12 protein-coding genes are annotated in these 13,408 nt (G+C 64.9%); 4 read left to right on the top strand and 8 right to left on the bottom strand.

Translation table 11 applies throughout. From position 1 onward, the window contains the following. Positions 1-199: 199 nt before the first annotated feature. Positions 200-1,099 (top strand): DMT family transporter, encoded by a 900-nt coding sequence (locus tag HU230_RS31330; protein ID WP_176528506.1) that lies wholly within the window; start codon positions 200-202, stop codon positions 1,097-1,099. Positions 1,100-1,101: 2 nt separating this feature from the next. Here the strand turns inward: HU230_RS31330 and HU230_RS31325 are convergent, their stop codons facing one another. The 5 genes from HU230_RS31325 to HU230_RS31305 all read right to left on the bottom strand — a co-directional run bounded on the left by HU230_RS31325 (position 1,102) and on the right by HU230_RS31305 (position 4,129). Further along, positions 1,102-1,542 (bottom strand): EamA family transporter, encoded by a 441-nt coding sequence (locus HU230_RS31325; protein ID WP_176528507.1) that lies wholly within the window; start codon positions 1,540-1,542, stop codon positions 1,102-1,104. A gap of 130 nt (positions 1,543-1,672) precedes the next feature. Continuing rightward, positions 1,673-2,143, bottom strand: a complete 471-nt coding sequence (locus tag HU230_RS31320; RefSeq protein WP_176528508.1) for a DUF1178 family protein — start codon at positions 2,141-2,143, stop codon at positions 1,673-1,675. Then, the gene (locus HU230_RS31315; RefSeq protein WP_176528509.1) at positions 2,140-3,018 is read right to left on the bottom strand and encodes a carbon-nitrogen hydrolase family protein; all 879 of its coding nucleotides are present in this window, start codon (positions 3,016-3,018) and stop codon (positions 2,140-2,142) included. Before HU230_RS31315 ends, HU230_RS31320 begins: the two co-directional genes overlap by 4 nt. Further along, positions 3,018-3,290, bottom strand: a complete 273-nt coding sequence (grxC, locus tag HU230_RS31310) for a glutaredoxin 3 (protein ID WP_176528510.1) — start codon at positions 3,288-3,290, stop codon at positions 3,018-3,020. The genes HU230_RS31315 and grxC overlap by 1 nt, the downstream gene beginning before the upstream one ends. Before the next feature lie 29 nt (positions 3,291-3,319). Continuing rightward, positions 3,320-4,129, bottom strand: a complete 810-nt coding sequence (locus HU230_RS31305; protein ID WP_176528511.1) for a ComF family protein — start codon at positions 4,127-4,129, stop codon at positions 3,320-3,322. A gap of 80 nt (positions 4,130-4,209) precedes the next feature. Here HU230_RS31305 and HU230_RS31300 point away from each other — a divergent pair, with 80 nt between their 5' ends. Continuing rightward, on the top strand, positions 4,210-5,082 hold the full coding sequence (locus tag HU230_RS31300) for a methyltransferase domain-containing protein (protein ID WP_176528512.1): 873 nt from the start codon (positions 4,210-4,212) through the stop codon (positions 5,080-5,082). Positions 5,083-5,483: 401 nt separating this feature from the next. Here the strand turns inward: HU230_RS31300 and HU230_RS31295 are convergent, their stop codons facing one another. Next, positions 5,484-5,894, bottom strand: a complete 411-nt coding sequence (locus HU230_RS31295; RefSeq protein WP_176528513.1) for a (deoxy)nucleoside triphosphate pyrophosphohydrolase — start codon at positions 5,892-5,894, stop codon at positions 5,484-5,486. Between the two features lie 175 nt (positions 5,895-6,069). Between HU230_RS31295 and HU230_RS31290 the strand changes: the two genes are divergently transcribed. Beyond that, positions 6,070-7,419: a TadE/TadG family type IV pilus assembly protein gene (locus tag HU230_RS31290; protein ID WP_176528514.1), complete on the top strand. Its 1,350-nt coding sequence runs from the start codon at positions 6,070-6,072 to the stop codon at positions 7,417-7,419. Between the two features lie 278 nt (positions 7,420-7,697). Here HU230_RS31290 and argJ read toward each other — a convergent pair whose 3' ends face one another. Next, entirely contained in the window at positions 7,698-8,939 is a 1,242-nt protein-coding gene (gene argJ / locus HU230_RS31285; protein ID WP_176528515.1) for a bifunctional glutamate N-acetyltransferase/amino-acid acetyltransferase ArgJ, read from the bottom strand. A 286-nt stretch (positions 8,940-9,225) separates the two neighbouring features. Then, complete coding sequence (locus HU230_RS31280) at positions 9,226-10,164, bottom strand: peptidylprolyl isomerase (protein WP_176528516.1); 939 nt, start codon at positions 10,162-10,164, stop codon at positions 9,226-9,228. Between the two features lie 379 nt (positions 10,165-10,543). Here HU230_RS31280 and secA point away from each other — a divergent pair, with 379 nt between their 5' ends. Next, the gene (secA, locus tag HU230_RS31275; RefSeq protein WP_176528517.1) at positions 10,544-13,408 is read left to right on the top strand and encodes a preprotein translocase subunit SecA; all 2,865 of its coding nucleotides are present in this window, start codon (positions 10,544-10,546) and stop codon (positions 13,406-13,408) included.

The raw sequence follows: 13,408 nt of genomic DNA, 5'->3' as shown, positions 1-13,408 counted from the left end.
AGCAATCCGGGTGAGGGGGACTCTCCGCGCGCGTCGCTCGTCGAATTTGCGGAAGCAGCCCTTCACCCCAACCCTCTCCCCGCAAGAGCGGGGCGAGGGAGTAGGGACGCAATCCAGTCATGCGCCGTTTCGATTGACCGCGTCGGCGGTAATCGGCACGCTGCGCGCGTAATCCTGCCCGGCACATTTCCCTTCCCGCATGCTCACAATCGCCTCGCTCTGGATTCCCTTCACCATCGTCGCTGCGTTCGGGCAGGTGGCGCGCAATGCGATGCAGCGGCATCTGACCGGGCCGCTCGGGACCTGGGGTGCGACCAATATCCGCTTCCTGTTCGGCCTGCCGTTTTCGGTGGTGTTTTTCGCGCTGGCGATGCTGCTGACCGGCGATCGCGTGCCGTGGCCGGCGGACTCATTCTGGCCGTGGCTGTTGTCCGGCGCGCTCAGCCAGATCGTCGGCACCGGCTTCATGCTGCTGGCGATGAACGACCGCTCCTTCGTGGTGACCACGGCCTACATGAAGACCGAGGCGATCCAGACCGCGATCTTCGGCTTCATCTTCCTCGGCGACCATCTCACGACGCCTAAGGTGATCGTGATCGTGATCGCAACCATCGGCGTCGTCGTCACCGCGCTCAGGCCGGGCGGCTCAAGGAGCTTTGCCGATCTGCGCCCGACCGTGCTCGGCCTCGGCGCCGCTGCGGTGTTCGCGATCTCGGCGGTGAGTTTTCGCGGCGCGATCATTGCCGTGCCCGGCGTCTCGTTTGTGACGGCGGCCTCCTACACGCTGATGTGGAGCCTGTTCGTCCAGACGCTGATCCTGTCTGTCTATCTGTTGCTGCGCGCGCCCGACGTGCTGCGAAAGATCCTCGGCCTGTGGCGGCCCTCGATGTTCGCGGGCTTCATGGGCGCGTTCTCCTCGCAGTTCTGGTTCCTGGCGTTCGCGCTCACCGCCGCCGCCAATGTGCGGACGTTGGCGCTGATCGAGGTGCTGTTCGCGCAGGGCGTGGCGTATTTCTCGCTCAAGCAGCCGTTCTCGCTGCGTGAGGTGATCGGCATCGTCCTGATCGTGATCGGCGTCGCGCTGCTGATTGCCGCGTAAGACTACCCCTTCACGGCGATCAGCACCGCGCCGGCCGAGATCAGCGCGATCCCGATCCAGCCATAGGCCGAGGGGCGCTCGCCGAGGAACACGGCGCCGAACAGCGCCACCAGCACCACGCTGAGCTTGTCGATCGGCGCGACCAGTGTGGCGGGGCCGAGCTTGAGCGCGCGGAAATAGCAGATCCACGACGCGCCGGTGCCGAGCCCGGACAGCAGCAGGAACAGCCAGCTCTTGCCCGAGATCGGTCCGGCCTGGGTGAATTGCCCGGTCGCGAACAGGATGGCCGACAGCGTGATCAGCACGACCACGGTGCGGATTAGCGTGGCGAGATCGGAGTTGATGCCCTCGACGCCGACCTTGGCGAAGATCGCGGTCAGCGCGGCGAAAATAGCCGAAAGGAACGCCCAGACCTGCCAGGAAGAGAATGTTTCGGGGGTCATTCGGGACGCTCGGCCGGTTTAGCCCACCCGTCATTGCGAGCGAAGCGAAGCAATCCATAGCGCAACAAGCACGAAGCTGGATTGCTTCGTCGCTTCGCTCCTCGCAATGACGGGAGCGAAGCGGTGCGCGTCAATTCCGGTCTTCCGGCAGCGTCGGCAGCGGCGAGACCTCGACGCCTTCGTCGATCAGCGCGCGCGCCTCTTCGGGCGAGGCCTCGCCATAGATCGGCCGGTGCTCGATATCGCCGTAATGCATCTTGCGTGCCTCGTTCGGGAAGCGCTCGCCGACATTGTCGGCGTTCTTCACGATATGGTCGCGCAGTTCCTTCAGCTTGCTGCGCAGCTCGCGCTCCTGGGCCATCATCAGTGACGTCGATTCACTGACAGGTGCCTCGACGGGAGCGGCTGGCGCCGGCTGCGCCGGTTCGCGGCCCTTCTTGCTGACGATTTGCGGCGCCATGATCGCGCGCTCGATCTTATCAGAGCCGCAGGACGGGCAATCGATCAGGTGACGCCGCTCCTGCGATTCATAGGCCGATGAGCTCTGGAACCAGCTCTCGAACTGATGGCCGCGCTCGCAGCGCAGCGTGTAGCGGATCATGCCGAACCCCGGACGAGGTGCAGATGCTCCGGGCCGGCCTTGGGGTCGGCGATGCCGAAACGCCTGCCGTGCTGAAGTGAAGGGATGGTCTTGCGCGCGGTCTCGACCTTGGCGGGATCGATCTCGGCCAGGAACACGCCGGGCTCGACGCCGCCCTCGGCGAGGATCTCGCCCCAGGGGTCGATGATCAGCGAATGCCCGAAGGTCTCGCGCTTGTTCTCATGCAGGCCGGCCTGCGCCGCTGCGAACACGAAACAGCCGGTCTCGATGGCGCGGGCGCGCAGCAGCATGTGCCAATGCGCTTCGCCGGTCTTGCGGGTGAAGGCGGAGGGGACGGTGAGGAAGGACGCGCCGGCCTCGGCAAGCGCACGATACAGCGCCGGGAAGCGCACGTCGTAGCAGATCGTCAGCCCGATCCGGCCCCAGGGCAGGTCGGAGATCACGGCGGTCTCGCCGGGCTGGTAGTTGGCCGATTCGCGATAGCTCTCGCCGCCCGGCAGATCGATGTCAAACATATGGATCTTGTCGTAGCTCGCGAGCACATTGCCCTCGGGCCCGATCAGGAACGAGCGGTTGACCGCCTTCTCCGGCGAGTAGCGCAGCGCCAGCGAGCCGATATGCAGATGGATCTTCAGTTCGGCGGCCAGTGCGCGATAGGCCTGCAGCGACTTGTCGTCCTCTTCGCTGGCCAGGTGCTCGAACAGCGCCTTGCGGTTCAGCTGCATCATGTTGCTGACTTCGGGGGTCAGCACGTATTTGGCGCCCTGCGCCGCAGCTTCGCGGATCAGCTGCGTGCCCTGCTCGAGGCTGGGCTCCGGCAGCAATCCGGTGCGCATCTGCACCATGGCGGCGGTGAAAATGTTGTCCGTGCTCATCAGGCGCCGCCTCCGTTGCTGATCAGGCCGTCGAGCTTGCCCTCGCGGTCGAGCGCGTAGAGCTCGTCGCAGCCGCCGACATGGGTCTTGTCGATGAAGATCTGCGGGAACGTCGACCCGGCGCCGGCGCGGTCGTACATCTCGTCGCGATAGGCCGGGTTGCTCGCAACGCTCAATTCGGTGAACGCGGCGTTCTTGCGCGTCAAAAGCGATTTGGCCGCGGTGCAATAACCGCAGCCCGGGCGGGTATAGATTTCGATGGCAGCGGTCATGGTGTGCTCGGTTGAACCTGAGTGACAGATTATATGGGAGCGCGGTGGGTATCGACAACCCGGGCAAACACCAGCACGTCGACCTGCGCGGCTTTGGCGCGCAACAGCGCCCGCGCGCAGGCATCCACCGTGGCGCCTGAGGTCAGGACGTCGTCGACCAGGATCGCGCGGCGGCCCTGGATGTCAGCCTTGCGTTCATCGGCGACCCCGAATGCGCCCTGCACATTGCTGGCGCGGTCCTTGCGCGACAACCCGATCTGCTGCTTGGTGGCGCGGGTGCGCCGCAGCGCCTCGGACACCATTTTGACGCCGCTCTGGCGCGCGATCACCTTGGCGAGCGCGCCGGACTGGTTGTAGCGCCGGCTCCAGCCGCGCCGCCAATGCAGGGGAACCGGCACCAGCATGTCGGCGCCTTGGAGCAATTCCTTCCCCGCCCGCGCCATCCAGCGGCCCATTGTCGGCGCCAGATCGGTGCGATCCTGATATTTCAATGCATGCACCAAGGTGCGCGCGACGTCGTCATAGCGCACCGCGGCGCGGGCGCGCTGGTAGGCCGGCGGATTGGCGATCGCCTCCATCGAGAGCAGCTCCGGCCCGGGATCGTAGACAAAGGGAATCCCGAGCCGCGGGCAGAACGGCGGCGCGATGAACGACAATTTGGCCCAGCAGACCGCGCAGACGCCGGCACCATCGACCGGCTCGCGGCACGACACGCACAGCGTCGGCAGCGCGATGTCGAGCGCCAGCCGCGCGGTGCGCAACCACGCGCCCCCGACTGTGCCGAGCGCACGCTGGATGTGACCTGAAATGGAGCGTGTCGGTGATGCTTCGGCGTCCATGCCTGATGAGGCTAGCGTTTGAGCCGCACGGGCTCAAGGCGCGCATTGCCTGCTGCGGCGGTCCGGCGTAACCAGCGCGGATGGCACCGACCCCGGCCACGGCCCCCATCCTGTTCGATCGCGCACTGCTTGGCGCGCGGCTGGCGCGCGCGCGGCGCGAGGGGGCGGCGACGTTCCTGCTCGAGCGGGTCACAGAGGACATGGCCGACCGCTTGCTGGCGGTGTCGCGCAGCTTTTCTTCCGCGGCCGACGTCTGGACGCCGGGTGATGGGATCACGGAGGCCCTGCGCGGACGTGTCGCGGCGGTCGATGCGATCGGTTTTAGCGAGGCGGAAGCGCTCGGGCTGCTGCCGGAATCGCTCGATCTCGTGGTCTCCGCGCTCGCCTTCCAGTTCGTCAACGATCTGCCGGGCGTGCTGGCGCAACTTCGCCGGGCGCTGAAGGGCGATGGGCTGCTGCTCGCGGCGATGCTCGGCGGCGACACGCTGACCGAGCTCAGGCAAAGCTTTGCCGCGGCGGAGGCGGAGTGCGAGGGCGGGGTGTCGCCGCGCGTCGCGCCATTCGCCGATCTGCGCGACATCGGCGCGCTGTTGCAGCGGGCCGGCTTCGCGCTGCCGGTGACCGATGTCGACCGCGTCGTGGTGCGCTACGCCAGCGCGTTCGCATTGATGGCCGATCTCAGGCGGATGGGCGCGACCAATGTGCTGCGCGAGCGCCGTCACACCCCCACCCGCCGCGCCACCATGCTGCGCATGGCGCAGATCTATGCCGAACGTTTCGCCGACCCCGACGGCCGCATCCGCGCCACCTTCGACATCGTCTGGCTCTCCGGCTGGGCCCCGCACGAAAGCCAGCCGAAGCCGCTCAAGCCGGGCTCGGCGAAGGCGAGTCTGGAAGCGGCGGTGAAGGCTTCATCCTCCCCTGAAGGGGGAGGATCGACGCGAATGAAATGAGCGGCGAGGTGGGGTGACGGTCTCTCAACTCGAACAGTGCCCGTGTTGAGAGACCGTCACCCCACCTCGATCCGCATTCCGCTGCGCTTCATGCGCATCGATCCTCCCCCTCCAGGGGAGGATGAAGAGATCACAGCAGCAAATCCATCAGATGCGGCAGCAGCGGGATGTCCGCGGGCCGCATCGGGACTGTGGCCGTGGCAGAAGTCCGCACAGATGCCAAATGCGATCGCCCCCGTGGCGGCGGCTGCTTGCGCGATTTCGGAATATTGGAAAATACCTGTGAGTTGCCCGACGCGTCAAGTCGCTTGGCCGAACGCCGGCCGCCGCCGGCTACTGTGCATGGGGTTGTTTTCGATATTTTGGGTAGCCGCCTCTCCCGCCAGCGGGGGAGGCTAAGATCACAGCAGCAGATCGATCAGATGCGGCAGTAGCGGAATGTCCGCCGGCGGCATCGGGTAGTCGCGCAGCTTGCTGGCGCGGACCCAGGCCAGGTTCTGGCCCTCGCGCGCCACCGCCATGCCCTCCCAGCGCCGGCAGATGTAGAGCGGCATCAGCAAATGGAAGGTCTCGTAGGCATGGCTGGCGAAGGTCAGCGGCGCAAGGCACGGCTCGCTCACGGTGATGCCGATCTCTTCATGCAGCTCGCGGATCAGGGTCTGTTCCGGCCGCTCGCCGGGCTCGATCTTGCCGCCGGGGAATTCCCAAAGCCCCGCCAACGCCTTGCCTTCGGGACGCTGCGCCAGCAGCACGCGCTTGTCGGCGTCGACCAGCGCGCAGGCCACGACGAGGGTCAGCTTAATGTCAGCCATGCAGCACGAATGTTCCTTCTGGTCTTGCAAGCTTTCATTAACCAGCAACGCGCCGTCAGCCAAACGATTTGTGCCTGCGCTTTTTCTGCATTCGCGATAAGCCGGCCTTAATGCGCGGTCGGCAGAGTGAAGGTCCTGATTTATCAGCCCATCATTTTCTCTGCCGATATAACCCATGCGCACCTTGCTCCGGACCGTCAGCCGTTTCCGCCGCGATCGCTCCGGCAACATCGCGATGATCTTCGGCCTGGCCCTGCTGCCGCTCCTAATCGCGGTCGGATGCGCGGTCGACTATTCCCGCGCCAACCAGATCCGGAGCAAGCTGATATCCGCTGCCGACGCGGCGAGCGTCGGATCGGTCGCCAAGGCGTCGCCCGGCTTCATCGCGGCCGGCGCCATGACCTCGGACGGCGAGATCTCGGCCGGCGAGGCCGACGCGAGGAAGATCTTCAACGGCAACGTCTTCAACCAGAACGGCTTCACGCTGACCAGCGTGACGCCGACCATGACCAAGAGCGGCGGCACCATCACCTCGACGGTCCAATTCACCGCAGATGTCCCGACCATGTTCCTCGGCGTGCTGGGGCGGAGCAAGGTGTCGGTGTCGGGCACCTCGACCTCGACCGCGAACATGCCGCTCTATATCGATTTCTATCTGCTGCTCGACAATTCGCCGTCGATGGGGGTCGGCGCCACGCCGACGGACGTCGCCAAGCTGGTCACGGCCACCACCGGCAACAGCTTCAAGCCGAACGACCAATGCGCTTTCGCCTGCCACGACTACAACGACCCCAACAACTACTACAATCTGGCGAAATCGCTTGGCGTCACGACGCGGATCGACGTGCTTCGCAGCGCGACCCAGCAATTGATGGACACCGCGGCGGCGACCCAGACCTATTCGAGCCAGTTCCGCATGGCGATCTATGACTTCGGCGCGTCCTCAGCGACCTACGGACTGCGAAGTCTGTTCTCGCTGTCGTCAAGCCTGTCGAGCGCGAAGTCGGCGGCCGGCAACATCGATCTGATGGGCGTCTACGGCAACAACGATGCCTACACCGCGGACAAGGACAGCCAGTTCACCGCGATTTTTCCCCAGATCAACAATGCGATCGCAAACCCGGGCGCGGGCACGTCGTCGGCGCCGCTCAAATACCTGTTCTTCGTATCTGACGGGGTCGCCGACGAGCCGAATTCAAGCTGCCTGAAGCCGATCACCGGCAGCAATCGCTGCCAGTCGCCGATCAATCCGGCGCTCTGCGATGCGATCAAGAAGCGCAACATCAAGATCGCGGTGCTCTACACCACCTATCTGCAGCTGCCGACCAACAACTGGTACATGACCTGGATCGATCCGTTCAATCAGGGCCCGTTCGGCCCCTCGCCGAACAGCCAGATCGCGCAGAACATGCAGACCTGTGCATCGCCGGGCTTCTATTTCGAGGTCAGCCCGACGCAAGGCATCGCGGACGCGATGAACGCGCTGTTCAAGAAGGCAGTCGCCGACGCGCGGATCTCGAGCTAGCGAAAAAACGTTCTCTCTCCGTCACCCTGAGGTGCGAGCGGAGCGAGCCTCGAAGGGCGACGGCCCCGCTCTTTCCGCGCGGCGGCATCACGGCCGTGCATCCTTCGAGACGCCGCTACGCGGCTCCTCCAGCGACAACGGCGAAGCCGTTGCGCGGGGATGACGGGAATAACCGTCATTGCGAGCGTAGCGAAGCAATCCATCTGTCCGTATGCTTGGACGGATGGATTGCTTCGTCGCTTCGCTCCTCGCAATGACGGAGGTGATTGGGAAAGCGGCTACGACCTGTAATCGCCGTTGATCGCGACGTATTCCTTGGTGAGATCGCAGGTCAGCACCCGGTCTCTCGCCTTGCCGAGGCCGAGCGCGACCTTGATCTGGATCTTCGGCGCCTTCATCGCCTCCGACACCTCTTTCTCATTGTAGGACGGATCGCGCGCGCCGCTCTTGGCGACGCGGATGCCGTTGAAGGAGATCGAGAGCTTGTCGCGGTTGGCGGGCTCGCCGGCCTTGCCGACCGCCATCACCACGCGCCCCCAATTGGCGTCCTCGCCGGCGATCGCGGTCTTCACCAGCGGCGAATTGGCGATCGACATTGCGATCTTGCGCGCCGACGGCTTTGTCGTCGCGCCCTCGACCACGACCTCGACCAGCTTGCGCGCGCCTTCGCCGTCGCGTGCCACCTGTTCGGACAGATTGGCGAGGATCTGCTGGAACGCCTTGGTGAAGGCCTTCAAGCGCGGGTCGCTGGCGCGCGAAATCTTCGGTGCGCCATTGGCTGCAGCAGCACCGGTCGCAAACGCGAGCAGCGTGTCCGAGGTCGAGGTGTCGCCGTCGATGGTCAGCGCATTGAAGGTGTCCTCGACGCCGGCCTTGAGCAGGGATTGCAGCACGGATGCCGACAGCGGCGCGTCGGTGAAGACGAAGGACAGCATGGTCGCCATGTCGGGCATGATCATGCCGGCGCCCTTGGCCATGCCGTTGATCGTCACCTTGGCCTTGCCGAGCTTGACGGTCGCGGTGGCGACCTTCGGGAAGGTGTCGGTGGTCATGATCGCCTTGGCCGCGTCCATCCAGAGGTCAGGGGTCGCGGTCTCCGCGAGCTGCGCCAGCACGCCGTCGAATTTGGTGGCGTCGAGCGGCTCGCCGATCACGCCGGTGGAGGCAAGGAAGACGTCCGCCGTCGAACAGCCCACCGCCTTCGCCGCGATCTGCGCGGTCAGCGCGGTGGACGCCTTGCCGGTCTTGCCGGTGAAGGCGTTGGCGTTGCCGGAATTGACCACCAGCGCGCGCGCAGCCCCGCCCTTCAGCTTGGCGCGGCACCATTCGACCGGCGCCGACGGGCACTTCGACTTGGTGAAGACACCGGCCACCGTGGTGCCCTTGTCCAGCAGCGCGAGCAGCACGTCGGTGCGGCCCTTGTAGCGGATGCCGGCGGCAGCGGTCGCAAGCCGCACACCCGCGATCACGGGCATCTCGGGAACGTCGGGCGGGGCGAGGGGGGAGACGGCGGTGGACATGAAAGGCTTCCGGCTACGGGGAGGGAAGCGCTGCATAACATCTCGCCGGCTGAAGCGGGAGAGGGCTCGGGTGCGAACGCGCAGCGGCGTCGTCCCGGCGAAAGCTGGATCCATAACCACCGTCATCAATTGTTCAAGAAACTGCTGCCGCGGCAAGAAGGGCTCCGCCGCGGATTATGGGTCCCGGCCTGCGCCGGGACGACGCGATCAATCGAACGCACCTCAAAACGCAAATGGCCGGGACGAGCCCGGCCATCGCGCATTGAAGCTGTTGGCTTAGCGAAGCTTACTTCTTCGCCGGCGCCATCTTGTTGTCGGCGGGCTTCGGTGCATCCTTGGCGGCATCCGCCGGCGCCGTCGCGTCCTTGGCCGTCTCGGCCGGCTTGTCCAGGCGCTCGACCTTGGCGGCCTCGCGCAGCTTGGCGACATAGTCGGCCTGGGCCTTGCGGGTCACATAGGTCTCGATCTGGGCCTTCACCTGCTCGAAGTCGGGCGCCTTGCGGTTGCGCTTTTCCTCGACCTTGATGATGTGCCAGCCGAACTGCGACTTGACCGGATCGGAGATCTTGCCCGGCTCGAGCGTGAAGGCGACCGCGGAGAATTCCGGCACCATCTGCTCCTTGGTGAAGAAGCCGAGGTCGCCGCCGTCGGAGGCGCCGGGATCCTTGGACTTCTTCTTGGCGAGCTCGGCGAAGTCCGCGCCCTTGTCGAGCTCGGCCTTGATCGCCTTGGCCTCGTTCTCAGTCTCGACCAGGATGTGGCGGGCGCGCACCTCCTGCTCGCCGGTGATCTGCTTGGAGGCCTCTTCATAGACCTTCTTCATGGCGTCGTCGGTGGTCGCGGCCTTGCCCTCGCTGGCAAGCAGGCTGTCCATCAACAGGCGGTTGCGGGTGAAGGCGAGCCGCTTCTTGAAGTCGTCGTTGTTCTCGATCTTCTTGTCCTCGGCGGCCTTGGACACGATCTTCATGTCGATCAGGAAGGACAGCACGTTGTCCTTCTTGGTCGCGGGGTCCATCTGCGCCAGGCTCGGGCCGAGTTCCTCCTCGGCGAGCGCCACGTCGCTGGCGTGGATCTCGGAACCGTTCACCTTCGCCAGCACCGGGTCGGATTCCGCGGCGCGGACCGGGAGGCCGGCAGCCAGCACTGCGACAAGACAGCCCGTGGCGGCCAGGGTGGCGAGGCCGAGGCGCAGGCCGGTTTTGGTTTCCGGAGGCGAGGTGGTCATGCAAAATCCTTGTCTCAAAGGGGGGAAGCTCGAGCGGGGCGGACACTCGCCCAATCGTGTTACATTGGCAACGCGAAAGTCTTGTCAAAATGATGAATTCCTTGACATCTTGGCGGCGTTGACAACCCCCCGACCGGGCCATATCTCTGGCCGACCGTGTCGGCGGTGAGAGCGCTTATTTTGCTGCGTTTTTCGCCGTTGAACCCAGGATGGCCTGTTTCCCACTCAATTGGCGGAGGAGCCCCGGGTCGGGGCTCGAACCGTAGCGCGTCACGGTGAGTTGATAGGCAATCCGACGGGCTATCTCAGGCTGTATTCCAAGACTGAAATTCAAGACTGAACCAAGACCGAACTCGAGACCGAAGAACAGGAATTTCGCATGATCGGCGCGCTCGCCCGCAAGTTTTTCGGCTCCGCCAACGACCGTCGGGTCAAGGGGTATCAGTCCCGTGTCAGCGCCATCAATGCCCTGGAGCCCGACCTCGTCAAACTGACGGACGACCAGCTCAAGGCCCGCACCGCCGAGTTCAAGCAGCAGCTCGCCAGCGGCAAGACGCTCGATGACCTCCTGGTTCCGGCCTTCGCCACGGTGCGCGAGGCGGCCAAGCGGACGCTCGGCCAGCGCCATTTCGACGTCCAGCTGATCGGCGGCATGGTGCTGCACGAGGGCGACATCGCCGAGATGAAGACCGGCGAAGGCAAGACGCTGGTCGCGACGCTCGCGGTCTACCTCAACGCGCTCGCCGGCAAGGGCGTCCACGTCGTCACCGTCAACGACTACCTCGCCCGCCGCGACTCCGGCTGGATGGGCCAGATCTATTCGTTCCTGGGGCTGACCACCGGCGTGATCGTGCACGGCCTCGACGACGCCGAGCGCAAGGCCGCCTATGCCTGCGACATTACCTACGGCACCAACAACGAATACGGCTTCGACTATCTGCGCGACAACATGAAGTACCGCCTGGAGGACATGGTCCAGCGCGAGCATTTCTACGCGATCGTCGACGAAGTGGACTCCATCCTGATCGACGAAGCGCGCACGCCGCTGATCATCTCTGGCCCGCTCGACGACCGGTCGGATTTCTACAACACCATCGACACCTTCATGCCGAAGCTCGTTAAGAAGGACGACTACGAGGTCGACGAGAAGCAGCGCACGGTGACGCTGACCGAAGGCGGCATGGAGAAGCTCGAGAACCTGCTGCGCGACGCCGGCCAGCTCAAGGGCGAGTCGCTGTACGACGTCGAGAACGTCTCCGTCGTGCACCACGTCAACCAGGCGCTGCGCGCGCACACGCTGTTCACGCGCGACAAGGATTACATCGTCCGCGACGACGAGGTCATCATCATCGACGAGTTCACCGGACGCATGATGCAGGGCCGGCGCTATTCGGAAGGCCTGCACCAGGCGCTGGAAGCCAAGGAGCATGTCACGGTCCAGCCCGAGAACCAGACGCTGGCCTCGATCACTTTCCAGAACTATTTCCGGATGTACCAGAAGCTGTCCGGCATGACCGGCACGGCGCTGACCGAAGCCGACGAACTGTTCGACATCTACAAGCTCGAGGTCGTGGAGATCCCGACCAACCTGCCGGTGGCGCGTCTCGACGAGGACGACGAGGTCTACCGCACCCAGAACGAGAAATACGCCGCGATCCTTGCCGAGATCGAGCGCGCCAACAAGCGGTTGCAGCCGGTGCTGGTCGGCACGGCGTCGATCGAGAAGTCGGAAGTGCTGGCCGAGTACCTCAAGAAGCACGGCTACAAGCAGATCGATTTCGGCTCCGAGTCCGGCATGGACAAGCTTTATGCGGCGGCCCGCGCGGGCAAACCTGCAAAACTGTTCGCGGTGCTGAACGCGCGCTTCCACGAGCAGGAAGCCTATATCGTCGCGGAAGCCGGCGTACCGGGCGCGATCACGATCGCGACCAACATGGCTGGCCGCGGCACCGACATCAAGCTCGGCGGCTCGCTTGAGATGCGGATCCAGCAGGAGACCGCCGCGATCACCGACGAGGCCGAGAAGGCCGAGAAGATCGAGCTGATCAAGGCCGACATCGAACGCTTCCGCGAGCTGGTGCTGAAGGCGGAAGAGGATTTCGAGGTCGAGCCCGCCAAGGGCAACAAGCCCGCCAAGACGGTGAAGAAGCCGGGCGGCCTTTACATCATCGGCTCCGAGCGCCACGAATCCCGCCGCATCGACAACCAGCTGCGCGGCCGTTCCGGCCGTCAGGGCGACCCGGGCCGCTCGAAATTCTTCCTGTCGCTTGAAGACGATCTGATGCGCATCTTCGGCTCCGACCGGCTCGACAGCATGCTGCAGCGGCTCGGCCTGCAGGAAGGCGAAGCCATCATCCATCCCTGGATCAACAAGGCGCTGGAGAAGGCCCAGCAGAAGGTCGAGGCGCGCAACTTCGACATCCGCAAGAACCTCTTGAAGTTCGACAACGTCCAGAACGACCAGCGCAAGGTGATCTTCGACCAGCGCATCGACCTGATGAAGGACGACAGCGTCGTCGAGACCGTGACCGACATGCGCCACGCCTTCGTCGAGGACGTCGTCGCCAAGCACATTCCCGAGCACGCCTATGCCGAGCAGTGGGACACCGCGGGCCTCAAGGAAGAGCTGAAGCGCGTGCTCGATGTCGACCTGCCGGTCGACGAATGGGCCAAGGAAGAGGGCATCGCCGACGAGGAGCTGCTCAACCGCATCGAGAATCATGTCGACGAGCGCATGGCGGCGAAGGTCGCGCAATGGGGCCCCGACGTGATGCGTTACGTCGAGAAGACCATCCTGTTGCAGACGCTCGACCATCTCTGGCGCGAGCACCTGATCATGCTCGACCATCTGCGCCAGGTGATCGGCCTGCGCGGCTACGGCCAGCGCGACCCGTTGCAGGAGTACAAGACCGAAGCCTTCAATCTCTTCCAGGAGATGAGCGCGCATCTGCGCGAGGCGGTCACCGCGCAGCTGATGCGGGTCGAGATCGTGCCGCCGGACGAGCCTGCGATGCCGCTGCCGCCGATGGAAGCGCACAAGCTCGATCCCCACACCGGCGAGGACGAGTTCGCGCAGGCCCGCCTGACCGAGGCCACCTACGCCCAGGCCTCGCTGGCGCCGGGGATGCCGGCCGCCGACCGCAATCCGAATGACCCGGCAAGCTGGGGCAAGGTCGGCCGCAACGAGGATTGCCCCTGCGGCTCAGGCAAGAAGTACAAGCACTGCCACGGGCGGTACGCGTAA

Origin of the sequence: Bradyrhizobium quebecense, from assembly GCF_013373795.3 — a bacterium.
Lineage (GTDB): Bacteria > Pseudomonadota > Alphaproteobacteria > Rhizobiales > Xanthobacteraceae > Bradyrhizobium > Bradyrhizobium quebecense.
This window is presented reverse-complemented; position numbering and strand designations above follow the sequence as displayed.